The sequence below is a fragment of the Oligosphaera ethanolica genome, from assembly GCF_030814695.1.
GTDB lineage: Bacteria > Verrucomicrobiota > Lentisphaeria > Oligosphaerales > Oligosphaeraceae > Oligosphaera > Oligosphaera ethanolica.
Window position 1 is genome coordinate 4,022,019 of record NZ_JAUSVL010000001.1, and the last position, 23,986, is coordinate 4,046,004.

14 protein-coding genes and 1 pseudogene are annotated in these 23,986 nt (G+C 60.8%); 6 read left to right on the plus strand and 9 right to left on the minus strand.

The window, feature by feature from the left end; all coding sequences use genetic code 11:
* The first annotated feature begins 12 nt into the window (after positions 1–12).
* From J3R75_RS14010 to J3R75_RS14020, 3 genes and pseudogenes are all read left to right on the plus strand, one after another.
* Positions 13–822, plus strand: coding sequence for a J domain-containing protein (locus J3R75_RS14010; RefSeq protein ID WP_307262643.1), 810 nt, complete (start codon positions 13–15; stop codon positions 820–822).
* A gap of 127 nt (positions 823–949) precedes the next feature.
* Entirely contained in the window at positions 950–1,639 is a 690-nt protein-coding gene (locus J3R75_RS14015; RefSeq protein WP_307262646.1) for an iron-sulfur cluster assembly scaffold protein, read from the plus strand.
* A gap of 21 nt (positions 1,640–1,660) precedes the next feature.
* Positions 1,661–2,653: pseudogene (locus J3R75_RS14020) on the plus strand (GGGtGRT protein); the annotation flags it as partial.
* A 370-nt stretch (positions 2,654–3,023) separates the two neighbouring features.
* On the opposite strand, the gene J3R75_RS14025 reads toward J3R75_RS14020, so the two are convergent.
* From J3R75_RS14025 to J3R75_RS14055, 7 genes are all read right to left on the minus strand, one after another.
* Positions 3,024–3,785, minus strand: coding sequence for a sugar phosphate isomerase/epimerase family protein (locus J3R75_RS14025; RefSeq protein ID WP_307262652.1), 762 nt, complete (start codon positions 3,783–3,785; stop codon positions 3,024–3,026).
* A 300-nt stretch (positions 3,786–4,085) separates the two neighbouring features.
* Positions 4,086–5,054, minus strand: coding sequence for an alpha/beta hydrolase (locus J3R75_RS14030; protein ID WP_307262655.1), 969 nt, complete (start codon positions 5,052–5,054; stop codon positions 4,086–4,088).
* A 35-nt stretch (positions 5,055–5,089) separates the two neighbouring features.
* Positions 5,090–6,544: a linalool dehydratase/isomerase domain-containing protein gene (locus J3R75_RS14035; protein ID WP_307262659.1), complete on the minus strand. Its 1,455-nt coding sequence runs from the start codon at positions 6,542–6,544 to the stop codon at positions 5,090–5,092.
* A gap of 599 nt (positions 6,545–7,143) precedes the next feature.
* Positions 7,144–9,072 carry an alpha/beta hydrolase gene (locus tag J3R75_RS14040; RefSeq protein WP_307262661.1) on the minus strand — a complete coding sequence of 643 codons (1,929 nt, stop codon included), beginning with the start codon at positions 9,070–9,072 and terminating at the stop codon, positions 7,144–7,146.
* 98 nt (positions 9,073–9,170) lie between these two features.
* Entirely contained in the window at positions 9,171–12,482 is a 3,312-nt protein-coding gene (locus J3R75_RS14045; RefSeq protein ID WP_307262664.1) for a hypothetical protein, read from the minus strand.
* 51 nt (positions 12,483–12,533) lie between these two features.
* Positions 12,534–13,295 carry a prepilin-type N-terminal cleavage/methylation domain-containing protein gene (locus tag J3R75_RS14050; RefSeq protein ID WP_307262667.1) on the minus strand — a complete coding sequence of 254 codons (762 nt, stop codon included), beginning with the start codon at positions 13,293–13,295 and terminating at the stop codon, positions 12,534–12,536.
* A 51-nt stretch (positions 13,296–13,346) separates the two neighbouring features.
* Positions 13,347–14,336, minus strand: a complete 990-nt coding sequence (locus J3R75_RS14055; RefSeq protein ID WP_307262670.1) for a LacI family DNA-binding transcriptional regulator — start codon at positions 14,334–14,336, stop codon at positions 13,347–13,349.
* Positions 14,337–15,270: 934 nt separating this feature from the next.
* On the opposite strand from J3R75_RS14055, the gene J3R75_RS14060 reads away from it, so the two are divergent.
* Complete coding sequence (locus tag J3R75_RS14060) at positions 15,271–16,551, plus strand: glycoside hydrolase family 28 protein (RefSeq protein WP_307262675.1); 1,281 nt, start codon at positions 15,271–15,273, stop codon at positions 16,549–16,551.
* A gap of 992 nt (positions 16,552–17,543) precedes the next feature.
* On the opposite strand, the gene J3R75_RS14065 is transcribed toward J3R75_RS14060, so the two are convergent.
* Together J3R75_RS14065 and J3R75_RS14070 are read right to left on the minus strand one after the other, a co-directional pair.
* Positions 17,544–20,297, minus strand: coding sequence for a cellulase family glycosylhydrolase (locus J3R75_RS14065; RefSeq protein WP_307262677.1), 2,754 nt, complete (start codon positions 20,295–20,297; stop codon positions 17,544–17,546).
* Between the two features lie 221 nt (positions 20,298–20,518).
* On the minus strand, positions 20,519–21,898 hold the full coding sequence (locus tag J3R75_RS14070; RefSeq protein WP_307262679.1) for a sigma-54 interaction domain-containing protein: 1,380 nt from the start codon (positions 21,896–21,898) through the stop codon (positions 20,519–20,521).
* A 274-nt stretch (positions 21,899–22,172) separates the two neighbouring features.
* On the opposite strand from J3R75_RS14070, the gene J3R75_RS14075 reads away from it, so the two are divergent.
* Together J3R75_RS14075 and J3R75_RS14080 are read left to right on the plus strand one after the other, a co-directional pair.
* A complete protein-coding gene (locus J3R75_RS14075; RefSeq protein ID WP_307262682.1) occupies positions 22,173–22,559 on the plus strand; it encodes a NifB/NifX family molybdenum-iron cluster-binding protein in 387 nt (128 codons plus the stop codon).
* Positions 22,560–22,652: 93 nt separating this feature from the next.
* Positions 22,653–23,015: a DUF5320 domain-containing protein gene (locus J3R75_RS14080; RefSeq protein WP_307262684.1), complete on the plus strand. Its 363-nt coding sequence runs from the start codon at positions 22,653–22,655 to the stop codon at positions 23,013–23,015.
* Positions 23,016–23,986 lie beyond the last annotated feature (971 nt).

Sequence of the window (23,986 nt, forward strand, 5' to 3'; positions counted from 1 at the left end):
CCCTAGGGGGCTATGCCGCAAACACTTTACGACATACTCGGCGTCAAGCGCGGCTGCAGTTTTGCGGAGCTGAAAAAGGCCTACTACGCGCAGGCCAAGCTCTGTCACCCCGATCTGTTCTTTGATGACGCGGTCAAAACGGCGGCGTTTCAGCGTTTGGTCAGCGCCTTTGATATCCTGTCCGACCCACAAAGTCGTCAGCAGTATGACGAACGCCTGAGCTTCCTTGATCAGCCCGCCGTCAACCGCAATTACCACGAAGGGCAGGTGGCCATCCTGGACACGATCGCCGACGACATTCTTGAAGAGATGATCGTCGGCAACAACGCGCCCCGCAACACGACCTTGCAGAATCTCATGCTGGATCTGACCAACACGGAGCGCTTCATCATGTTCCGGGAGGCCAAGACGCAGTTTGAGCGGGGCCGCTACAGCGCCTGTCTGCGGCTGTGCCAGAAGCTCGTCGGCCTCAGCCCCAACAACATCCTCTATCACTATTACCTGGCGGAGGCCGCCGCCAAAATGGGCCGGACCTACCGGGCGCGCAAGCACTACCTGATCTGCCTGCAGATCGGCTCCAGCCGCATGCCGCCGCAGCGGCTCCACCGCATCCGCCGGCGCTACCAGGCGCTGGAGCAAGAGCAGGGGTGGCTCGGCCGCCTGCTGGCGTGGTTCCTCGTCGAGGAGCAGCCCGTGGAACTCTCCGAAGAAGACCGCTCGCAGCGCGCGTTGGAACAGGCCTTTGCCCGCGAACTCAAAAAACAGCAGCGCCAGCGCCGATTGCAGGGGCCGGCTGACAAGCCACGGCACCGCCTGCGCTAGACAGAAATGTCGTTAGTGTGCTTAATAGCAATGGCAAAAGAGCGTCCGGGATTTATATTAAGAAGTTCCTTGTCCGTGCCGGTGACGGCGAAAGTAGACCCCTCAAGCGAAGGAAGTCAATAACTCAATGAACACTCACGAAGTAGATCAGATGTGCTGTGTGAAGAAGGGATGCAATCACGGTCCCGCGCCCATACCGCAGGAAGGTGGCTGGACCCAGGCGAAGGAAGTCAAGGACATTTCCGGCCTGACCCACGGCGTGGGCTGGTGCGCGCCGCAGCAGGGCGCCTGCAAATTGACTCTCAATATCAAGAAGGGCATCATTCAGGAAGCGCTGGTCGAGACTCTCGGCTGCTCCGGCATGACCCACTCCGCTTCCATGGCCGCGGAAATTCTCCCCGGCAAGACCATTCTCGAAGCGTTGAACACCGACTTGGTTTGCGACGCGATTAACACCGCGATGCGCGAGCTATTCCTGCAGATCGTCTACGGCCGCAGCCAGAGCGCTTTTTCCGAAGGCGGTCTGCCCATCGGCGCCGGCCTGGAAGACCTCGGCAAGGGCCTGCGTTCGCAGGTAGGCACGACCTACGGCACCCTGGAAAAGGGCGCCCGTTACCTTGAGCTGGCCGAAGGCTACATCAACCGCCTCGCGCTTGACGCCAACGGCGAGATCATCGGTTACGAATTCATCCGCATGGGCGCGATGATGGACCTGATCAAAAAAGGCACGCCGGCTGACGAAGCCCTGAAGAAGGCCACCGGCAGTTACGGGCGTTTCAGCGAAGCGGCCAAAGTCATTGACCCCCGCCACGAATAAGACAAAAGTGAGGTGAATAACATGGCTCTCTTTGAATCATACGCCCGCCGCATCAAGCAGATCAATGCGGCTCTGAAACAATACGGCATCGACTCTATTGAGGATGCCGACAAGCTGGTCAAGAGCATCGGCATCGACGCCCATGCGATCGTCAAGGACGTGCAGCCCATCGCCTTCGATAATGCCTGCTGGGCATACACCGTCGGTGCGGCCATCGCCATCAAGAAAGGCTGCTGCAAAGCCGCCGCGGCCGCCGAGGCCATTGGCGAAGGCCTGCAGTCCTTCTGCATTCCCGGTTCCGTCGCTGACGACCGCAAGGTCGGTATCGGCCACGGCAATCTCGCGGCCATGCTGCTGCGTGATGAGACCGAGTGCTTTTGCTTCCTAGCTGGGCACGAGTCCTTTGCCGCCGCTGAAGGCGCCATCGGCATTGCCAAGTCCGCGAACAAAGTCCGTAAAGCCCCCCTGCGCGTCATTCTGAACGGTCTGGGCAAAGACGCCGCGTACATCATCAGCCGCATCAACGGCTTCACCTACGTGCAGACACAGTTTGACTATGTCACCAGCAAGATCAAGATCGTCCGCGAAGTGCCCTTCTCCAAGGGCCCCAAGGCCGAAGTGCGTTGCTACGGCGTTGACGACGTCCGCGAAGGCGTCGCCGTGATGTGGCTGGAAGGCGTTGACGTGTCCATCACGGGCAACTCCACCAACCCTACGCGCTTCCAGCACCCGACCGCCGGCACCTACAAGAAGGAATGCGTGGAACGCGGCAAGAAGTACTTCTCCGTCGCTTCCGGCGGCGGCACCGGCCGGACGTTGCATCCCGACAACATGGCCGCCGGCCCCGCCTCCTACGGCATGACCGACACCATGGGCCGCATGCATTCCGACGCTCAGTTCGCCGGGTCGTCGTCCGTGCCTGCGCACGTTGAAATGATGGGCCTCATCGGCATGGGCAACAACCCGATGGTCGGCGCGACCGTCGCCGTCGCCGTCGCCATCGAAGAAGCCATGAAGAGCGGCAAGAAACCCGCTTGCGGCTGCTGCTGCGACAGCGCCAAGAAGGCGCCCGCCGCGAAGAAGGCGCCCGCCGCGAAGAAGGCGCCCGCGAAAAAGAGCGCTGCCAAGAAATGACCTGAGGGCAGCGCCCACAGGCTGAAAAACACAAAAGGACGGCCGCCTGTTCTATATGAGCAGGCGGCCGTCTTTTTTGCTGTTTGCGCTTGGCGGTGACCCGCCGGATCGGCTGTCTTTTCTCGCGGACGGATCGGACTGATCCGACGGATCGGACTGATCCGTCTTCTTGATCGGTCCGATCGGTCCGATCAGTCCGATCAGTCCGATGATCAGTCCGATGATCGGTCCGATGAAAAAGCCCGTCTACTTAGAGGCCCATGACTTCGCGCATGTTGTAGTAGCTGCGTTCGAGGCTGGCAAAGGCCTCCATGTCGCCGGCGTCGCGCTCGACGATGTACCACTGCACGCCGGCGTATTTGCAGGCCTGGATGATGCGTGGCCAGTTGAGATTGCCGTCGCCGATTTCCATCATCTTGTATTCGCGCTGGGCGGTGACGATGAGGTCCTTGAAGTGGACACAGGGAATACGGTGGGCGACGCGCTCAATGTAGCCGGCGGGATCCGAGGCGCCGCGGGCAACCCAGTGGGTGTCGATCTCAATCCAGACGCTGGGATCCAGCGCGTTGATGAGGTAGTCCATCGGGCGAATGTCGTCGGCCATGGCAAATTCATGGCTGTGGTTGTGATAGCCAATCCGAATGCCCGACCCGGCGAATTTCTTGGCAATGGCGTTGTAGCGGACGGCGAAGTCTTCCCAGAGCTTGCGGCCCCAGTTTTCCTTGGGGAAGAAACCGCCGATGGCGGTGTATTTGCAGTTCCACAGCTGGTGTTCGGCGATGACGCGCTCGGTCTCTTTTTCCATGGCGTCGGCGCTGATGTGGGTCGCGCAGCATTCCAAGCCTTCGCCGTCGAGGATTTTCTTCATTTCCTGCGGGTCAATGGGGCCCATGCCGGAGAGCTGGACGCCGTCATAGCCCATTTTTTTCACTTTGGCGCAGGACGCGGCGATGTCTGCCGGCGTCTTGCAGTAGTCTCTCAAGGTGTACATTTGCGCAGCGATACGCTCCATGGTCGGATCTCCCTTTGTGGTGATGGTGTGCCGTGGCCAAGTCGCTTCAAGCGGCCACGGGGTGTTGGCTCTGTCTGACACTGTCAACAAACCGCCGTCTAGCATAACCACCCGGGGCCTTTTTGCAATGCGCCTACCGGGCATTTTGCCGCGCTCCGCGCGGTGTTTTTTCCTGCACGGGCGTGATTCCTTCCGCGGTCACGACGGGGGGCGGCAACAAAGCCCGAACTCGTGCCTTAGGCGCTGTCGTCGGGGGGCATTTACTGCGCCAACATAGGTATGCCTGCCTGTGCTGCAGCGTCATTGCGGTTCGGCGGTGAAGTATCTGTGGGCGTATGCCAGGGCGGCCTGTTCGTAGGCGTCGGTACTGTCGGGGTCGTGCCAGAGCATGTGGTCGGAGCACGGAAAGCGGATGACTTCGTGCGGCACGCCGTGGGCCGCCAGCGCCGCGCTGAGCTTGTCGCGGTGCACGGGACGGACCAGGTCGTCGCGGTCGCCGTAGGCGAGTATAGTCGGAACGCTGCCTGGGCCCACATGGGCCAGCGGCGAAATGGCGCTGATGGCCGTCTCGGCATCGGCGTGGCCGCCGCGGATCATATCCTCGGTAATGGGCTTGCCGCTGGCCATGGAGATGAGCCAGGAGAGCATGCGGGCGTCATCCGCCCAGGCGTCCGGATGGAAATCAACCGGGCCGGTCTGCTGGAAGACAAAGGCGATGGGTAAGGGCGACTGCGCTCCCCGCGAGTAGGCGTAGAGCAGCGCCAAATGCCCGCCGGCGGAAACGCCCGACAGGGCGATTTGCCGCGTGGGGTAGCCGAGCTCGGCCGTACGGGCCTTGATGTGCGCGATGCACTTGCCGATGTCGTCCAACATGGTGAACATGGTGACGCCCGGCGCGTCTTCGCCGGCCAGGGAATACGTCAGCGTGGCGCAGATATAGCCGTGCTTGGCATAGCGCCGGCTGGCGTAGTGCAGGTGTTCGCGACGGCCTTCGGTCCAGCCGCCGCCATGGATAAATAGCATCACCCCGGTGGGCCGGTCACGCGGCGCGCCGGCGGGAATGAAGAGATCGTAGCTGTTGCCCGTCGCTTCGTCGTAGACAATGCCATGCTGCACGCTGCCGTCCGTGTCGCGCCAGTCTTCGTGGTAGCCGCCGCGGGCCGCCCGGCGCTGCAGTAGCACGCCCATGCCGATGCAGCTCGATGCCGCCAGCAATAAAACGACAATAAAACCGATAAAACAGCTGCGGGAAATCGCTCGTCCGGCCATGCGCAGTCCTCGGGTTGCGGTGAATAATCGTGAAATTAGAACGTCACAGTGATGGCGCATTGGCCGCCGACATCGGGGATGGTGATGGCGTTGTCGGTGAACGTGGCGGTGGCGGGCGTGACGGCTTTGGGCGGCGTGCTGACGCCTCCGAGTTGCACGGTGGCGGGGCCGGTGCCGACGAGGCCAAGGCGGAGGACGCCATCGGCGAAGACGGCTTCGGCGACGGCGATGCCGGCTGGCGTGACCTCTGCGGCATGCGGGCCCTGGTTTGGCATTTGCCGTGTGCGCAGCAGGGCGCGGAAGTCGCTGCCATTGCGGATGGCCAGGGCGGTGATGCGGTTGGCGCTGCAGCCGATACGCCATTCGCGGTCGAGGTCTAGGTAGAACATCCCATTTTCGCGGCGCAGATAGCGGTCCAGAAAGGTCTCGAAGCGCGTGGCGGTGGCGTCGTCGCCGAGCGCGCGTGCGGCCGCGGCCAGGAACGACGCCGTGGCCGTGGGTGGGACATTGGCGGGATCCATGCACGTGGCCTTGCCGCGGCAGATGTCTTCGGTCTCGTGGCTGAATTTATCCCACTGGATGCATTTGACGGATTCGCGCCAGAGGTGCTGGGCATCATCGACATTGCTCGCCCACGGCTGATACCAAAGCAATGACCAGCCATCCAGGCCGATATGGCCGCGCGGGAACATGAATTTGTACTTGCGGTGATAGACGAGTTTGATGGCACCACCGCCCATGAGCGGGCTGGCGTAGCTCTTGAGGGCCGTCTGTTCCCAGCGGCTGCGTTCGGCCTGCCAGTTGCCCAGGCCGAGCTGTTCGTAAATGAAGAGGGCGATCTGCGGGTGGTTGTTGCAGGGGAAGAAAATCAGGTCGGGCTCGCAGGATACGCCGCCGGAGCTGTTTTCGCGCATTTGCCGGACGGTGATGTCGATCAGCTTCTGGACGTCGTAGTGGATGGTGGTCTTGTCGTCCCAGACAAAATCGAAACCGTCCCTGCGATATTTGTCATCGCCGGAGAAGAGTTCATAGAAGGCCATGAGGTGGAGGAGATGGCCAGTGTACATGATGTTCTCGTCATAGCACGGATCGGGAAACCACGGCTTGTCGCCCCAGTAGTCTTTGACATATATCCAGACATCTTTTTTGAGCATGCGCTGGATGACGTTGTCGATAATCGCGGCACTGAGGACGGTGAAGGCCGGCGTGCGCATGCCCAGCGCCGCCGCCGCATAGCCGCTGAAGGCCAGCTGATAGCGTTTGGACAGATTGTTGTGCTGCGAACCGCCGATCCGCCAAGTGTCGTCCTCGCGGTCTTTGGGCAAGGCCACGGTGATGCTGCGCAAATAGCGTTGTGCGGACAGTTCGTCGGTGGTGAGCGGATTGGTCGGCAGCATCGGCGCGGTAGTGCCCTGGGCGCGGGACATGGCGACAGTGGCAAGCACGAGGAGAGCAGACGCGACTTGCAGTATTCGGCGGCAGCGGGACATGGTCAATCTCCTTTTTTATTGCCGACGCCGAACGGTGTCGGCAGCAATGACATTGCCGCGTCCAGCATATAGGGCCGCGCTGTTTTTGCAAGTGCCGGCGTCGGGGGGGCGGGAGATGTTTTTTCTATCCGCAGATTGCGCAGATTCGCGCAGATTTCTTTTTTGGGGGGCGGGCAGCCCCGCCGCCGATTGTTTTATGGCGCGGACGGAAATGCTTTTTCCTCACGCGAAGGCGCGAATTTGTCGGGGCGGACCTGGGTGTCCGCCCTTTTTTTTCTCACGCGAAGGCGCGAAGGCGCGAAGAAGAAGAATGGCGTCGTGTCTTGCCGCTCTGCGGCAATTCACGCCGCCGGTAGAAAGGCGCGAAGATTTTATCTCACGCGAAGGCGCGAAGGCGCAAAGGCGCGAATTTGTCGGGGCGGACCTGGGTGTCCGCTCTTTTTTTCTCACGCGAAGGCGCGAAGGCGCGAAGAAAATGCTTTTTTTTCACGCGAAGTCGCGAAGGCGCGAAGAAAATGCTTTTTTCTCACGCGAAGGCGCGAGGGCGGGAAGGCGAAGGCACGTGGTTTTTTTCCCGCTGGATGTTTTGCGCGGGTGGGTTATTCCGGCTGCAGCATGGCATTGAGGTATGAGGACACAGTGAGGTCGCAGCGTTCGGCGAGTGCGGCGTAGAGGTCGGGCAGGTCGAAAACGCGGAGCATGCCGGGGATCATGATGGACTGTGGCCAGCGGACGTCGCCGCCGTGGAAGTAGTCGCTCCAGGCGCGGGGCACGCCCGCGAGGTGGATACGGGCGACGCCGGCCGTGCTGACGCCCATGGCGTAGGCGACGAGGAGGGCGCCAAGCCCATAGCCGGCAATGCTCAGGTCGCGCTGGCAGCGGCTGCGCAGGAGGGCGACGGCGGCGAGGACGTCGCGCACCCGGCCACCGCAGAGTGGCGAGGACAGCAGGCGGCCATTGGCGTCGTAGAAGTAGTCGCTGTCGTACATGGCGAAGAAATCGTCGTGGTGGTCGCAGGTGAGCGGTCGGGATTTGCCGATGCCGCGCACATCCAGCGCGTAGAGGCGTTTGGCATCTGGTGGCACGCCGGGCAGCGGCGTGGCCAGTTCGCTTTCGGCGTCCAAGTGGGCGACGTAGAGGAAGGCGTCGTCTTCGGCGGGGAGGTGAAAAAGCGCGCCGGCGGGGTCGGCGATGTGCAGGATGGCCTCGCAGCCGGGCGCGGTTTGCAGCGCCAGGCGGGAGATGCGCTGGCCTTGCCAGCGGTTGCGCAGGATGCGGACGTCGGGGGCGACTGGCGTTTCCTGGAGCTGTAGGCCCTCGCGCAGGAACTGCGCAATGGCCTCGGGGGTCGGGCGGCGCGCGGCGGCCAGGGTGGCGGCGCGGCGCTGGAGATAGGGCGCGATGGTTTCCTCACCAGGCAGGTCGGCGACCTGCCCAGTCGGGGTGACAATCAACTCGCTTTCCGCCCAGGTGTCGCATTGGGGAACGGCCGTTTTGGTGGTGGCGCCAAGAAAGTACGTGGCGAAGAATTGGCAGGCGGCCTCCCGTAGCGCCGGGCCGAGGGCGTGATCGCCGGGGCCGACCAGCAGGCCAGCGTGTTCAGGCGTGCCCAGCAGGCCGTGGATGCGCTGCAGATCGGCGTGGCTCTCGGCGGCGCCACGGGCATCGAAGAAGTCATTTTCGACGGCGAGGATTAGCGCTGGCGCGGGCGCTCTGGCGATGAGCAGGTCGGCCATGTCGGCGCCGCCGGCCCAGAGGCCGGGTGGGACCTGCTCGGCGTCAACGGGTAGCTCGTTGGCGAAATTGCGCTGGAAGGTGGTGATATAGCACGCCGGGGCGGCGGCGGCAATGCGTTCGTCGAGGGCGAAGGCGTAGCTGGCGAGCGTGCCGCCACCGGAGGCGCCGGTGACGCCGATGCGTTCGGGGTCGACATCCGCTCGCGTGAGGAGGTAATCGACGGCGCTCATGGCGTCGCGGACGCGCCAGGCGCCGAAGAATTCGCCGCCGAGGTCCAGGAGTTTTCCGGCCAGATTGTGTTCGCGGACGGGGCTGAAGCCCAGACCTGGGAACTGTTTGCGTTCGCCTTGGCCGAAGGGGTCGAGAATGACGGCGGTCATGCCCAGGTGGGCCAATGACAGGTTCAGGCGCTGGCCGTTCAGGCAGCTTTTGCCCTCGGGGTTATGGCCGCAGAGATGGAGGATGGCCGGCTGCCGTTCGCTTGCCGGTGCGTCGGCCCGGCGGTACACCAGCAGGGATGCATGCCAGCCGGGCATGACCTCAATGAGGACTTTCTGCATGCGCACGCCGTCACGCAGCAGCTCGCCGGTGATTTGTGGCTTCGGCGGCGTGCGTTCGGGGATGGGCCCGAAGGCGCGCAAGACGCGTTCGCGGGCGCGTGCGACGTATCCCCGCGCGTCGTCAGGCGTGGCAATGCGTGACCATTCGGCACGCCGACGCTCGCCGGCGGCGTCGGCCAGTCGCGCATAAACATTCTGCAGCATATCACCGTAGGGAATCAGGCAGTCCATGACGTCCTTCCGTGGGCTTCGTTGGCGAGTGAAAAGGGGTCTCGGGCGCAAAGCGGCGATTACCATAAGCCGTCGTTGGCGTTCGGCAACGCCGCGCCTCAGGGAAGGACTTCGAGCTCGTAGGCGAAAACCTGCCCGGCGTCGGTGAAGACCTGTGCTTTGAAGCTGAGTGTGCCATCGGCGCCGGGGATAAGCGGCACGGCGGCCAGGCGTTTGCCGGCGGTATCCACTGCGTGCAGCTGGTAGTTGCGGCCGGCCGTTGCCAGAAGGGTGATGATCGCCTCGCCGCGGGCCGCGAGGAAGGGCGGTTCGCCCCAGCTGTCCAGCTGTTCCATGTCTGGCGAGGCGAATTTTGCCTTTGTCGCCTGGGTGTCGGTCAGGTGCAGCAGCAACATGCGTTTGGACAGGCGCAGGGGCTGGGCATCGGCTGATACGGCGGCAATGACGGCTCGACCGAGCCGGCTTTCCGCGGCGAGGAAACGCCCGCGGGCATTTTCGCCGGCGGGGAGGACGAAGGCTTCACAGGCGTCAGTCACGGCCTGGAACGTTTCTTTTGACTGGTTGAGTTCGAGCTCTCCGCCAATGCTGCGGAAAAAGCCGGCGGCGGGGTCGTAGTGGTCTTTCGGGATCATGCCGGCGGTCACCAAATCGTCAAGCAGCTGTTCGTAAGCCGGCGCGGCATTGAAGACCCTGGTGTTGCCAGTGTTTGCGGCGGCGGCGGGAAAAGCGCTGCCGGCGTCCAGCACCGCCGTGAATTTTTCGGGGTAGGGGGCATTGGCCGTATTTGGCATGACGACTGTGCCGATGCGGGTGACGAGCCCGAGCCGGGCAATGGCGCTGTTGTAGTTGCTGTCAAAAGGTATGGCCGTTTTTTCGTCAAGGAGGACGGCGAAGGCGTCCGGGGCTGGTTTGACGCCGCCATTGAGGAACAGCGCCGCGCCGATGCGGTGGGCGATGCTTTTGACGGGGTCGGTGGACAGATCGAAGTGGTTGTTGGCGCGGTCGTCGCGCTGGTAGTTCTCTCTGCCGTGCGAATAGGCGAACTGCACCAGCATGTCCCAGTCCTGCAGGGCGCCATAGGCACCGAGCAGGGCCGGCCCTTCGGCGCGGAAGCGGTTGGGCTTGGCAAAATCGAATTCCGTGACGGTGAAGGGCTTGCCATAAAGGCGACTGGCTGGGAGGGACCATGGCGAGCTAATGGCGGATTTCTGGGTGACGAGCGATGGCAACTGCCAAGATTTCACAGCAAAGCGGGGATGACTGCTGTAGCCGTGGTTGTCCGTGTAGTCGTACAGGCGCCGCATTTGGGAGAGCTTGAGGGTTGTGCCCATGTTTTGGTCCGACAAGGGACAGCGAACGCCTTGTTCACGCAGAAAGGACGTCATTTGCGCGAACCGTTTTTCGTAGGTTTCAGTCAAGAAGCGTTCGAAGAGCTGGTTGCGTTGCTCGGGGACGCCCTGGTCATCGGCCTTATTTTGCGCGAGCCAGGCGTTGAAGCGTTCTTCGTAGAGTTGCCGGGTGAACGCATTTGCGGCCCAGCAGGATTTGATATTGCCCTCGTTGATGATGCTGACGGAGATGAGCGCGGGGTCGTCCTTGATGGTCAGGCCGGTGTAGGGGTTGACATGATTGAGGTAATTCTCGCAGTAGGTTCGCCAGTTGCGCCAGACGGAGTCGAGCAGCCAGAACATGGCTTTGTAGGCCGTGATGTCGCTGAGGACATCGGGGTATTCGGGTATTTCGCCCTTGGGGAGGCGTCTGGAGATATACAGGTCGGTGGTGATGTAGATGCCGCGTTGTTTGAGGCAGTGGACGAGGTAGTCCAACTGGTCCATGGATTCCGGGTTGAGTTGGGTCGTGTTGTCTTTCATGGTCATGCCGCCATCATGGTGATGGAGGCGGAGGACATTGAAGCCGTAGGTGGCGATGCGATCGGCGAGGCGCTCGGCCCATTCCTTGCTGGTGTAGGGTCCGCCGGAGCAAATATTGGTGCCATAGAAGCGCAGGGGCTGGTCTGGGCGTTCGCTGAAGACAAAACGGCCGTTGTGGATGCGTACCGGGCCGTATTTTCCCGCTGGTGCGTCGAGGCGCCAGGAAAAGTCCATGACTGATCCGGGCTCGATGTCCTTGGCAAAATCAATCGGCTGCCAGTCCTTGTTGGCCACGATGTAGAATGGGGCGGACATATCGCGTGGCGGCCGGTGTTCTCCGACTGAGGCGGCGACGATCATCCACACCGCGTTGACGGCGGATGTGAAGGCGATGCGCTTGATGGGTTTGTTTTCCAGCTGGTAAGCGCTGCGATAGAGTCCAACGAAGGAGCTGCGGTTTTCGCCGGTCCAGACGACTTCGCCATTTGTGCGCGTGCTGGGGCTCCACCAATTGCCGACGTCGGTGCCTGAGCGTACGGGAACGTCCTGCCTGACGCCGTCTTGATAGGTGACGTTGACTTGGCCGAGGTCCTGGGACGACGATCCCCAGGCGGTTGCGTGGAGGAGGAAAAGCCAGTTGCCGCGGGGAGCGTCGGTGAGTTCTGCCGTGGCGCTTGTCGGGAAGTAGGTCCTGGCGGCACCGGCCAGGGCGATGCAGGATTTTCCGTCATTGGTCTGTGGGTCAATGATAGCGAAGTCGGTGCCGCGGAAGCGCAGGTGGCCGGTGGGGATCATGCGCAAGTCATTTTCCGGCCCTTGGTCGGTCCAGCCGCCGATGCCATCGGCGGCGGTGTCGTCAGCAAAGCCCATGTTGGCGGCTGCGCGCAGATCAAGGGGCGTTGCCTGGTAGGTTTGGAAGGTGACTGTGAGCGATAATTGGCTGAGTTCGGCGCTGGCTTTGGGCATGCCGAGAAGGAGGGAGAAGTTGTTTGGCCGTGGTCGGTAATCATGGATGAGCACGCTCATATCGCCCTTGCACTCAAGGGTGGCCATGCCGTCGCCGCAGGGAATGGCAATTTTGCGGGCCTTGCTGGAGAAGATTTCCACCTGGTCTTTTTCGAGTGGCAAAGCCAGTTCTTGGTCATCAATGCGGAAGCGCCGGCCGAGAAAGGCATCGCCGGGTAACGACGTGCGGAAGGTGAAGCCCCGCGAGGTTTTATCGACGGAAATGACATAGGTGAAGACGCCCGGTGCTGTTTGTTTGAGCCGGCTCGCAAAGGGCGCGGGCTCGTCCTGATCCAGAATCAGCAGCCCTTCGCGCCGCCACAGACCGCCACTGACGTCGTCCTCGCGATTGGTGACCTGCCATTCCTTGGTTTTGCCCTGGGTGAAATTTCTTTTGCCATCCCAGAAATCGGCGCCGAAGCTGATGTCGCCGAGAAAGAGTCGTCCGGCGTTGTCGAGTCGCACGGTATTTTTAGCCTGGGCGGCAGCGGCGCCGAAGGCAAGAGCGATAGCGAGGAGCAATTTCGGCCGCATGGTGTTATCCTGTCTGGGTGTTGTTGGGGTGTTGTGGGTGGAAATATTCTGTTACCAGTCGGCGACGTCGCCGAAGGCAAATTCGAGTTTGGTGGCGGCTTTGGCGGTGAAGTCGTCGCGCATTTTGCCGACGGGGACGGCGGCGGCGTTGCCGCCGATGTAGAGCAAATTGACGGCGTTGTTGCCGTGGGCCGCCCAGGGCCTAGGTCCGCCCGGCCACGACACTTTGAGGAAGGCGCCGTTGCGGGGGCCGCCATCGGCGGCGACCGTGGAGTCGCTGCTTTTCATCATACTATCGACCAGCATGGGCATGTCGGCCGGGCTTTTCCAGACGAGTGCCATGCGGCTGTCGTTATAGGCGCTGCCTTGGAACTTGGTGTAGTAGAGGTCAGCGTTGGTGTAGTTGCCATCGTAGGGGAAATCGCCGAACCAGCCATAGGCGTAGTAAGTCGGGTCGTTCTGTTTTTTTGAGTAACTGCCTTTGGAGTTTGGGCAGCAGTACTGCGGCAGGTCGGTGGTACCGCCCGATTGGAAGTAGCCGTGAACGCGCATACTGCGGAGCCAGTTGTGGCTATTGTGGTATTTGACGATGACATTGCCGTCGTGGTCGTTGGCGTAGATGTGGATAAACTGGCCGCATTGTTTGAGGTTGTTGATGCAGCTGATGCTGCGCGCTTTCTCGCGGGCTTTGCTCAATGCGGGCAGGAGCATGGCGGCAAGAATGGCGATGATGGCGATGACGACCAGGAGTTCGATGAGGGTGAAGCGTCGAGATTGGTCATGGCGGTGTGCAGGCTTGATTAGGCAGGTCATGGTCCTTCTCCTTGTTCTCTTGTCAATAACGTGTTGTCTGTTCGAGCTCAATCATGTACTTTCACGCAGGATCAGTTTGGTGGGCACCGCGATGTCGCGAATGGGCGCGTCGGCTTGAGCGATGCGCTCGAGCATGAGTTCCAGGACGGCCTCGCCCAGTGCCTGTAGATTGGAGTCGATGCTGCTCAAGGCCGGTCGGCTGCAGGCGCAGAAGAGCGAGTTGTCCTGCCCAATCAGCGCCAGATCTGCCGGTACCCTGAGGCCGCAGCGGGTTGCTTCCGCGGTCAGAGCCAGGCACCACGAGTCATTCTGCAGGATGACCGCGTTGATGCCGGCGGGAAGGAGCTGTTGCTCCAGCAGTTCGGCCATGCCGGCGCGGATGTCGCTGCGGTGATCATCCGTGAGCCGGAGCTGATACAGGCGGCCGCCAGCGTCGGGGAAGTGTGCCAGAAAGGCGCCTCGGCGGGCGCGGACGGAGTCGTAGTTCATGTTGTCGGAGATCACCAGCGCTGTCCGCCGCCGGTCTCTGGCAAAGAACGCGGCGGCTTCGGCATAGGCCGCGCCAATGTCGTAATAGGCCGTGGAAAAACCCGCCACGGGAGCAGCGCCATAAAACACCGTTTTTTCCTCAAGAACCGGCGTGGCCGTAAGGGTGTTGGAGTGACAAATCACCCCGTCCACGCCGTACTGCTTGAGGGTCAGGTAGTTTTTGCGCTGGCTGACCGGGTCGTTGTGCGTCTCGGTGACCAGCAAACGGTAGCCACGCCTGCTGGCGGCGCGTTCAATCGCGGCTAGCTGCCGGAAGCGCACAGGGGTGTCCTCGCTGTCGAGCATGACACCCAGCGTGAAAGATGCCTGGTGGTTGAGTATCCGCGCCGAAATGTTGGGGACGTAGTTCAGCTCCCGAGCTACTGCGCGGATTTCCTCGGCCTTCTCTGCCGAAAAACGAATGCCGATGTCACGACCACTCAGTACCGCCGATACCGTGCCGGAAGATACGCCGACACGGCGGGCGATGTCAATCAGGCGTACAGTTGTCATGATAATGTCCCTTTTTTGCATGATAATCCGATTTATCAGACATTATATAGACGCTTTTGGGAATTTTCAAGGGGGACAGCGTGGCCGGGCGAAAAGAAATGTAATCGGTCAGCCATGGATATTGGATGCACGACATGCCCCCGCCGACGCGGTGAGACGCGGCGCGCCTCGCCAATGTGGCGCCCTCCGGGCGCAATTTTAAGTTGTCGCCTCACCCCTGGTTGCGGCGCCCTCTGGGCGCCTCACCAGGGGTTATGCATGGTCCGGCCCTCTGGGCCGAACTTGGCCGATCTGAGGACTTGCTTTGTCTGGTTCGGGCCGAAAACCACGTCTGGTTCGGGCCGAAAACCACCATCATTAAATATCCATGTTTTTGCGCCGTAGGCGCATAACCATGCTTAACCCCAGGCTTTAGCCTGGGGACGCCGCCTGCCAACAGACAGTGCCTCGTAGAGGCACCACAGTTTTGGTAATCAATCACTCCTATGAAACCTGCTGCCGTAAAGGTCGGCGGAAATCAAGGTCGAATGGTTGAGCGGCGACCGGCCGTGGGTTTCCTGCAAATTGTCCCCGGTGAATTCCCCACCGGGGTGGTTACTGACCGATTACATGCAATTACTCGTAATTGCATGGCGAATCTTGTAGAATCATCAGGACAGGCGATATTCTACGCCTAACTGCGCACGGGGTGGGGGTTGCGTAGATTTTTCTTGTGAGCGGCATCAGCAGGCGAATGAGCGATGGCCATGACCTACACTCGCGTAGGCGACTTGCGCGGCAGCGACAAGATTGTCCATTGCCTGTTGAATTCGATTTTGTCTGCCAAGGACGCGCCTTACGACATGCCACGCTGAATGCCAATACTAGCTGGTGGTGCCCAGGCGTCTGTGCGACGTCTGGGGGCGTTGCCTATGTTAAGTGAGGAGAGTTATTGATGATTTACGATATTCGCGAATACGGCGCGTTGCCGGGCATTACGGCCCTGCAGACGTCGGCCATCCAACGGGCCTTGGACGACTGCGCCGCGGCCGGCGGTGGTACCGTGCTGGTGCCGCCCGGGTTGTTTTGCAGCGGCAGTCTGCGTCTGCGTTCGCATACCACGCTCTGCCTGGAAAATGGCGCGACACTGCGCGGGCCCGAGACCATGGACGGCTACCTGCGCTATCCCTTTGCGTGGACGCTGTACGACTGCACGACGCCGCTGCTCTACGCCATTGCCGCGCAGGACGTCCGCATTTGCGGCGCGGGCTGTATTGACTGCAATGGCCGGGCTTTTGCCAACACGTCCAAGCTCTGTTACGGCGCGCTTGATGAGTTGCCTGCCGAACTGCACGGCGACATCCACTACGCGATGCCCGGCCGCAATGAGCGGCCAAACCGGCTGCTCTTTTTCCACAGCTGCGAGCATGTCGAGCTTAGTGGTGTGACGCTGGCGGACGCGCCGACCTGGACGGCTGTATTTCACAACTCGTCGCATCTGCGCATTCGTGATCTGCGCATTGAAAACGACCTGCGAATACCCAATAGCGACGGTATTCACTGCTGCGGCTGCCGCGATGTCGTGGTCAGCGGCTGCTTTTTCACCTGCGGTGACGACTGCATCGCCCTGACGTCTATTTCCGATCCCGCGCTGCAGACGGAGAATGTGCTGATCAGCGACTGCATTTTCCGTTCGGCGTCATCGGCCCTGCGTTTTGGTTTTGAGGCCGGCAAGGTCCGCAATGTGCAGGTGCGCACTTGCATCGTGCGCGACTCCAATCGCGGCATTGCGATCTTTGCGGATTGCGGGGGCTTGGTTGAGAACATCGCCGTTGACGGCGTTACCATGGACACGCGCATCTACGCTGGGCCGTGGTGGGGAAAAGGCGAGCCGCTGGTGATTTTCGCCGCCAATGGCGGTGGCATCCGCGGCGTGTCGCTGCGCAATGCCGTCCTGCGCGCTGAAAACAGCATCGTCGTCGCCAGTGACGGCGTCGGCGTCGTCGAGGACGTCGAGTTGCGTGATGTGCGCTTGGAACTGTCCTACGGCCGCCGCCGGCCTTACTTTGGCGGGCGGATCGACCTGGCGCCCAATCCCTCTCTGCCGGCGCCCGATGCAAGCCGGCATATTCCCTGGCTGTGGACGAGCGGACTGAACGCGCCGCCGGCTGTCCGTGACGTCATTGCGCGCCGTGCCGCCGGCGAAAAATACCCTTTTGCCATCGCCGCCATGTAGCCCCCAAAAAAGCGGTAATGTGCGAAATCTTGTGATAGAAAGAGATACTTGACATGCGCCGTAGGCGCTAAACCATGCTTAACCCCAGGCATTAGCCTGGGGAAAAATGCTCTCCTGCCAATCGTGCCCCGTGGGGGCGCTACTGGATGCCTGACAAACACAATCTGAACACGATTACAAACCATTTTCAACCAAGACTTCAGTGCTGTAGTGCCTCTACGAGGCACTGATTTCTATGGGATACCTTACCCCAGGCTGAAGCCTGGGGTTAAGCATGGTCGTGCCCCTACGGGGCAAATTCGTTCATAGATTATTGATGATAAGGTTATTGAAAAATCCATAGCGCATAAAAAAAGACGTGGTTACATTGGTACAAGGAATCACCAATTGGCGATACCACGTTTCATCACAAGATTTCGCACATTAACAATAAATAACTTGCGGTGGTGATTACAATAATCGGTGCCATCGACAGGGTTTTCACCCTGTGAGCGCTGGGTGGGTTTTTCTGGGTGAGAATGGCGGAAGATTGTTTTCCGCGTCGTGGCCGCCCCCCTCTTTATCCGCAGATTGCCGCAGATTCATGCATATCCACACAGCCAGTCTTGGCGTACGCGGCTATTCACGCCGCAATTTGTTGTTTTGCGGGAGGGGCGGGCAGATCGGGGGGATCGTCGATTTGATCGGTCTGATTGTCTTTGTTTTATCGCGGACGGATCGGACGGATCGGACGGATCGGACGGATCGGACGGATCGGACGGATCGGACGGATCGGACGGATCGGACGGATCGGACGGATCGGACGGATCGTTGACTTGATCGGTCTGATCGGTGGGGGATCGTCGGTCTGATCGGTCTGATCGGTCTGAGAAAACGGTGCGAGGTAGTGGCTGGCCTATGTGTTCGCGTCTGGTGAAGACAAGAAGCGGCGGACGAGTTTTCCCCGACAGAAGGAAGATTACGGAGGAAACATCGTGATGGTGGTTGGGCGCTTACTGGTCGAAGGCGAGGGTGCGGGGGTGATCGTCGCTGAGGAAGAACCAATAGGCGTGGCCGGTCAGCAGGGGGGTGTTGGGACGCAACGGCGCAAAAGTTGACGCCTTGTTCAGCAAGGCTGCTGTCGTCAGTCCAGTCGGGGGCGCGAACGAGCAATTCTGGGGCGGGCTGAAGAGATTCCAGCCTGGTTTGAGCAGTACCACGCCGTCTGCTGGGATGCCTGGGATAGGTCCGATGTCAGTGTCGGTTGGCGAATATGCCCAGTAGCCTTTTTCGGGTAAGAGGGGCGTGTCGCCGCGCTGTCGCCGGAAGCAGCCGTCGTTCCAGTACCAGAGGTCCGTAACGTTATTCGCACTCAGTTGCGCATATACCTGCGCGGCTGTATGGGCGGTGGTCATCATTGGCATTCCCAGTAAGTTCCACTCTGCGTTGAGGTGCATGGTGTAGCCCGTGGTGGCTGGCGCCGCGTAGGCGAGTTCCCACTGGCTAGTGGCATCAATGGCGAGAGAGCCATCGGATGTGTTACGAAGATCGATCATGCTGCCGATGGGCTGTTCGTCAGCGAGACGCTGGAGAAAGACAGCGCGTGTGTTGTCGGCGGCGCGGATGTCACAAGTGAGCGTGACGTCGTCATCGCGGCGGCCAGTGCCGTCAAGTATCAGCCGCCAGCGGGTGATGCCATTGTTTGGCACTGGACGGATGTCTGTTTGCAGAGGTTGTGCGGATTGCTCGACAAGATATCTGCAGAAATAGGCTTTCTGTGCCGGTTCCGCCGCTCGGTCCCACGAGTCCATGCCGTTTTCAGCCGAGGGCGTTTCACCGAAGTGCAAGATGATGGACTCGTTGTCGCTATTCCAGGACAACTGCAGCTGCATGCGTGCGCCGGGGCGGACGGTTAGGTTTACTGTGGTTGCGTTCGGCGTCCAGTTTTCGGGGTCATCGGGAGTGAAGGCGACATGCAGCGTATGCGTGCCCGCTGCAAGCAGCGTGCCCGCTGGCGGATCATACACGAAGGCGCCGGGCGTGCTAGCGGCGGCATTAAGCTGTTCAGCCGACAGCATTGAGCCGTAGATGACATCGATTGGCGCTGGCCAGGTGATGGCTGGTACTTTTGGTTCGGGGGCGAATTCGGCACTGACGCTGAGGTTTGTCGTGATGTTTGCGTCGCTGCGCGTTGGCGTGTCCAGGCCGTCGCTCCAGCGGTGGAAGCGGTAGCCGTTGGCGGGGACGGCGGTGACGGGCTGGCCTTGCTGGCCGTAGGGGACCTGCTGCACGACCTGCGGGAGGCCGTCGATGCTGCCGTTATCGCCGGCGGTGTAGGTCAGGGTGAAGGTGGTCGCGGCGTAGATGGCGGTGAGAAGCAGGTCGGTGGTTACATTATCAAGGGGGTTGTCCCAGCCGGTGAACGTCCATTCGGGCGGGGTTTGCAGGGTTGGCGCGGTGGCCGCTTTGCCATCTTCGATGAACTGCTGCAGGGCGCCGCCACCGTTGTGCGTGCCATGGGGGGCTAGCTCGAACAGCACACGGTGACTTGCGGGCAGAAAGGGCAGCATCTCGGCGAGTTGCGCGCGTGGTTTGTCGTCCGGGTCTGCCGGATTGGCGGGTTGGATGACGAACAGATGGTCGTAGGGCCACCACGGGCCGGCGGCCCAGTAGGTCCAGCCTAGAAACACGTCCTGGGCTTCGTTTTGCAGGTAGGCGAGGGTATTGGTCAGGGCCGTCAGGCCGTCGGTGCTGTTGGGGGCGCCGACTTCGCCGAGGAAGGCCCGGAAATTGTTCTCGCGGCACCATTGGGCAAAGGGCGCGAGTCTATCCGGGCCGATGGTCGGACTGACGACCGCAGTAGACGTTCCTGAATTGTCTGCGTCAAAATAGAGATGCACTTCGAAGGCGAAATTATCAGCCGGGTCGACGACGCCGTCCATGATGTCGGCGTTGGCGCCGTCGCCCCAGTCGTTGAACCAGGAAAAAGCACTGGTCCAGTTGCCGCCGGGAACAAGGATGAGGTTGTTGGCGCCGGTTTGACGAATGGCGGTGATGGCCGCGTTGGCGGCGTCCAGCCAGGTTGCCACGGGCATATCATGGGGTTCATTGACCAAGCCGAAAATCACCCGGTCGTCGTTTTTGAAGCGTTCGGCGAGGCGCTGCCAAAAGTCGGCAAAGTGTTCAATGGTGACATCTTCAGAGCTAATCACCTTGTCGTGATAGCGTGCGAAGTTATGTGGGTCGAGAATGACTCGCCCGCCGGAATTGATGATGAACCGGACCGTTGGCTCCAGGCGGTTCAGCTCCTCGGCGTCGAGTTCATCGCCGAGCGTGCGTTGCAGGCGTTCCCAGCGGAATGGCAAACGGATCGTATGCATGCCGTGACTGAGGAAGTACTCGATGGTCGCTTCGTCTGGGTAGATGTAGTCTCGATTATAGATTCCGGGCAGGCTGCTTTGGCCGAATTCAGCGCCGCACAGGTTGATGCCGCGCATGGCCAGGATGGCATTGCGGCTTGCGGCGCGGGAAATTCGGAGGGGTAGCGCGCGATGAGCATTTGCGGGAATGGGGCGTTTGGCAACGGAGTTTGCCAGTGCTGGGGGCTGATTGTTGCTGTCAAGACTACTGGTAATAGATTGAGCAGAAGTGATCTGTGGCGATGGTGCGACGATGGTGGCCGCCGGCTGAGCGAGGATTATGGGAAGGGCCACGATGAATACCAGGAGGCTGAGAGAACCTAGTCGCGTCTGCACAGGTGATTTCATGGTGGAGTGCTCCTTGTGCTGATCGGATGCTGGCGTTGGCTCAACGATAGAAACAAGAGCAATTTGTAGTGTAAGACATTCGCGAAAATAACACAAGGCATGAAGGTTGAATAAAGCAATAACACATTGCTGCAGCGCTCGTAACATCATGCTATCGTGAGGGAATGGCGCCGGTGCAGTCGAGTGCAGGCGATGCAGGTGCCTTGAGAGGTTGCGGCTGGTCAGCGGCGGTTGCTGCGGCCGTCTTCGGGGGGTGGGACGATGCTGTAGGCGCGGATTTTGCGGTAGAGGGTACTGGGGTTGATGCCGAGGTCGGCGGCGGCCTGGCTGCGGTTGCCGCTATGGCGGCGGAGGGCATTCTCGATGGTTGCTTTTTCCATGGCTGCGAGTAGAAGGTGTCGCGTCTCGCCGGGGGCGTTGCTGGCTTCGGTTCTGAGGTCGATGGGCAGGTGTTTCATCTCAATGAGTCCCGAGCGGCACAACACAAAGGCCTGCTCGATGATGTTTTCCAGTTCGCGGACATTGCCAGGAAAGTCGTGTTCCATGAGGCGGGCCATGACTTCGTCGGACACCCCGGCGATATTCTTATTCTGCAAATGATTGAATTTGCTGATGAGGTGTTCGAGCAGCAGCGGAATGTCTTCGCGGCGCTGCGCCAGCCGGGGGAGTTTGAGGTAAACGACGCGGACGCGGTAGTACAGGTCTTCGCGGAAAGTGCCCTGGCTGACCAGTTCGGTCAGGTCCTTGTTAGTGGCAGTGATGACTCGCACATCGACGGGTATGGGTTTAATGCCGCCCAGGGGCTCGATTTCGCGTTCCTGGAGCACGCGAAGGAGGCGGACCTGCATGGCTGGCGAAATATCGCCGATTTCGTCCAGGAAGATGGTGCCGCCGTCGGCGAGGGCAAAGCGGCCGGGCTTGTCATGGCGGGCGTCGGTGAAGGCGCCGGCCTTGAATCCGAAGAGTTCGCTTTCCAAGAGGGTGTCGGGCAGCGCCGCGCAATTGACTGCTATAAAGGGCTTGCCTTTTCGCGGCGAGAGGTGGTGGATGGCGCGGGCAAAGAGCTCTTTGCCGGTGCCGCTGGGGCCTTCAATCAGCACGGTGGACGAACTGGCTGCAATTTGTGGCAGGATATCAAACAGCTGGGTCATTATGGGGCTGCGGCCGATGATGTCCTCGAAGCTGTATCGCGCCTGGAGTTCTTTGCGTAGTTGTTCGACTTGGGTCAGGTCCTGGAAGGTCTCGACGCCGCCGATGATGGCGCCTGTGGGGTCTTTGAGCAGCGCTGTGGCGATGCGAATTGGCAGACGTTGGCCGCGCTGGTTGACAATATGGGCGGTCGCGTCGACCACCGGCGTGCCGCTGTCGATGGTCCGGCGCAAGGCGCAGTTTTTTTCGCAGATGCTAGCTCGGAAGACCTCCGAACAGCGGCAGCCTAATGCCTGCTCGCGCGGAATGCCGGTGAGCTGCTCGGCAGCGTGATTGAAGCTGGTGATGCGCCAATTCCGGTCCACGGTGAAAACGCCCTCGTTGAGCGAATCCAAGATGGTGAATTCCAGCGGATTGAAGTCCACCGATGCTGATTCTTTGCGTTTGCTCATGGCGTGGCCTCCGTTGTGGCGCGATGACAGGTTGCCGTGGGCAGGAAGATATGCTGGATCGGGCGTCGCGCGGCGGGAGATTTTGGTTGATGGGTAGAAAAAGGGGCGCTAGTGTTGCAAAATACATGGTTATGTAGTTAGTACTATATCATATTGCACGACTATAAGCAATTTGCATGGCCAATAAGACCTTTGCTAGGTGGGATTTGAGCAGGGCGCGGTGAATTTTTATAGTCAACTTTCTTTCTGGCATGTCTTCTGCTGATATACAAGCATGACCAAGATAGCAATACCACATTGGCAGGGCCGAGTCAGTCCGGTGTTTGATGTCGCCGCGCAAGTGATGCTGGTTGACGTGAATGCCGGGGGCTTGACGGTGTTAGGCGACGTTGAGTTGGGCGTTGAGGACGCGCAGCAGCGTGCGGCGCTTTTGGCGGCAGCGGGTGTGGAGGTTTTAGTGTGCGGGGCCATATCTTGGCCCGTCGAGGCAGCCGTCAAGGCGGCAGATATTGAGGTGATATCTCAGATATGCGGTGGTGTCGAGCAGGTGATCAAGGCTTATGCCGGTGGGCGTTTGGGACAGCGCCAGTATGTGATGCCGGGTTGTTATGGCCGCCGTTGTCATCGTCGTGGCTATCGCGGCGGTCGCGGCGGTGGTTGACAATAATGTGTGGTGATGACGTCGAACTGCAGCGGCGGCTGTCACCAAAAGGAAAACGGTACGAAATCACAGTAAGCTGAAAGGAGCATTATTATGCCAAGAGGAAATGGAACCGGCCCCATGGGAATGGGGCCAATGACGGGTCGTGGCGCGGGCTATTGCGCCGGATTTGCGGCGCCGGGCTACATGAACCCGCAAGTGGGCGGTCGCGGTATGGGCGGCGGCTTTGGTCGCGGGTTGGGCGGCGGCTTTGGCTGCGGTGCGGGCTTCGGCTTCGGTCGTGGCTTTGGTCGCGGTGCGGCGGCTTGGGGCGTCCCGGTGGCACCGGCGGCGCCGCTGGCGCCTGACCAAGAACGAACGGTTTTGCGCAACCAGCTGGCTGGTTTGGAACAGACCGTCGCTGATCTTCGCCAGCGTTTGACCGAATTGGAGGACGGTAGCGCCGAAAACAAGTAATCGCCGCATAAGGCGATACTTACCTGCCCGGGATATCCAGTAGGATTTCCCGGGCGGTTTTTTTTGCGCGCCATCGCGAAGGGGGCGGACCTGCGTGTCCGCTCTTTTTTTCTCACGCGAAGGCGCGAAGGCGCGAAGAAGACAAAAATGAGGCGGCCGGTCTTGCCGCTGCGCGGCAATTCTGGCCGCCGATGGAAGGCGCGATGTCGGGGCGGACCTGCGTGTCCGCTCTTTTTTTCTCACGCGAAGGCGCGGTGTCGGGGCGGACCTGCGTGTCCGCTCTTTTTTTCTCACGCGAAGGCGCGAAGGCGCGAAGAAGACAAAAATGAGGCGGCCGGTCTTGCCGCTGCGCGGCAATTCTGGCCGCCGATGGAAGGCGCGATGTCGGGGCGGACCTGCGTGTCCGCTCTTTTTTTCTCACGCGAAGGCGCGGTGTCGGGGCGGACCTGCGTGTCCGCTCTTTTTTTCTCACGCGAAGGCGCGAAGGCGCGAAGAAGACAAAAATGAGGCGGCCGGTCTTGCCGCTGCGCGGCAATTCTGGCCGCCGATGGAAGGCGCGATGTCGGGGCGGACCTGCGTGTCCGCTCTTTTTTTCTCACGCGAAGGCGCGGTGTCGGGGCGGACCTGCGTGTCCGCTCTTTTTTTCTCACGCGAAGGCGCGAAGGCGCGAAGAAGACAAAAATGAGGCGGCCGGTCTTGCCGCTGCGCGGCAATTCTGGCCGCCGATGGAAGGCGCGATGTCGGGGCGGACCTGCGTGTCCGCTCTTATTTTCTCACGCGAAGGCGCTTCTGCCGCTTTGCGGCGATGAAAAGCCCTGCTGTTTTGTAGGGGGAAAAAGCGGCAAGAAAATCGTTGAGTTAAGAGCATTGGTCCCAGAGGTCCAATCCATGGGACCATGCCTTATGAGTTGTGAGTCCTCGCCCCAGTGCCGTTGCCAATCAGTCCCACTGGTCCAGGGCGTGTCCTGGGG

What these genes read in the sequence shown, in the direction of transcription:
- J3R75_RS14025 (WP_307262652.1), bottom strand. Translation starts at nt 3,785, where the DNA reads ATGGAGCGTATCGCTGCGCAAATGTACACCTTGAGAGACTACTGCAAG.
- J3R75_RS14080 (WP_307262684.1), top strand. Translation starts at nt 22,653, where the DNA reads ATGCCAAGAGGAAATGGAACCGGCCCCATGGGAATGGGGCCAATGACG.
- J3R75_RS14055 (WP_307262670.1), bottom strand. Translation starts at nt 14,336, where the DNA reads ATGACAACTGTACGCCTGATTGACATCGCCCGCCGTGTCGGCGTATCT.
- J3R75_RS14015 (WP_307262646.1), top strand. Translation starts at nt 950, where the DNA reads ATGAACACTCACGAAGTAGATCAGATGTGCTGTGTGAAGAAGGGATGC.
- J3R75_RS14010 (WP_307262643.1), top strand. Translation starts at nt 13, where the DNA reads ATGCCGCAAACACTTTACGACATACTCGGCGTCAAGCGCGGCTGCAGT.
- J3R75_RS14035 (WP_307262659.1), bottom strand. Translation starts at nt 6,544, where the DNA reads ATGTCCCGCTGCCGCCGAATACTGCAAGTCGCGTCTGCTCTCCTCGTG.
- J3R75_RS14045 (WP_307262664.1), bottom strand. Translation starts at nt 12,482, where the DNA reads ATGCGGCCGAAATTGCTCCTCGCTATCGCTCTTGCCTTCGGCGCCGCT.
- J3R75_RS14040 (WP_307262661.1), bottom strand. Translation starts at nt 9,072, where the DNA reads ATGGACTGCCTGATTCCCTACGGTGATATGCTGCAGAATGTTTATGCG.
- J3R75_RS14075 (WP_307262682.1), top strand. Translation starts at nt 22,173, where the DNA reads ATGACCAAGATAGCAATACCACATTGGCAGGGCCGAGTCAGTCCGGTG.
- J3R75_RS14070 (WP_307262679.1), bottom strand. Translation starts at nt 21,898, where the DNA reads ATGAGCAAACGCAAAGAATCAGCATCGGTGGACTTCAATCCGCTGGAA.
- J3R75_RS14060 (WP_307262675.1), top strand. Translation starts at nt 15,271, where the DNA reads ATGATTTACGATATTCGCGAATACGGCGCGTTGCCGGGCATTACGGCC.
- J3R75_RS14050 (WP_307262667.1), bottom strand. Translation starts at nt 13,295, where the DNA reads ATGACCTGCCTAATCAAGCCTGCACACCGCCATGACCAATCTCGACGC.
- J3R75_RS14065 (WP_307262677.1), bottom strand. Translation starts at nt 20,297, where the DNA reads ATGAAATCACCTGTGCAGACGCGACTAGGTTCTCTCAGCCTCCTGGTA.
- J3R75_RS14030 (WP_307262655.1), bottom strand. Translation starts at nt 5,054, where the DNA reads ATGGCCGGACGAGCGATTTCCCGCAGCTGTTTTATCGGTTTTATTGTC.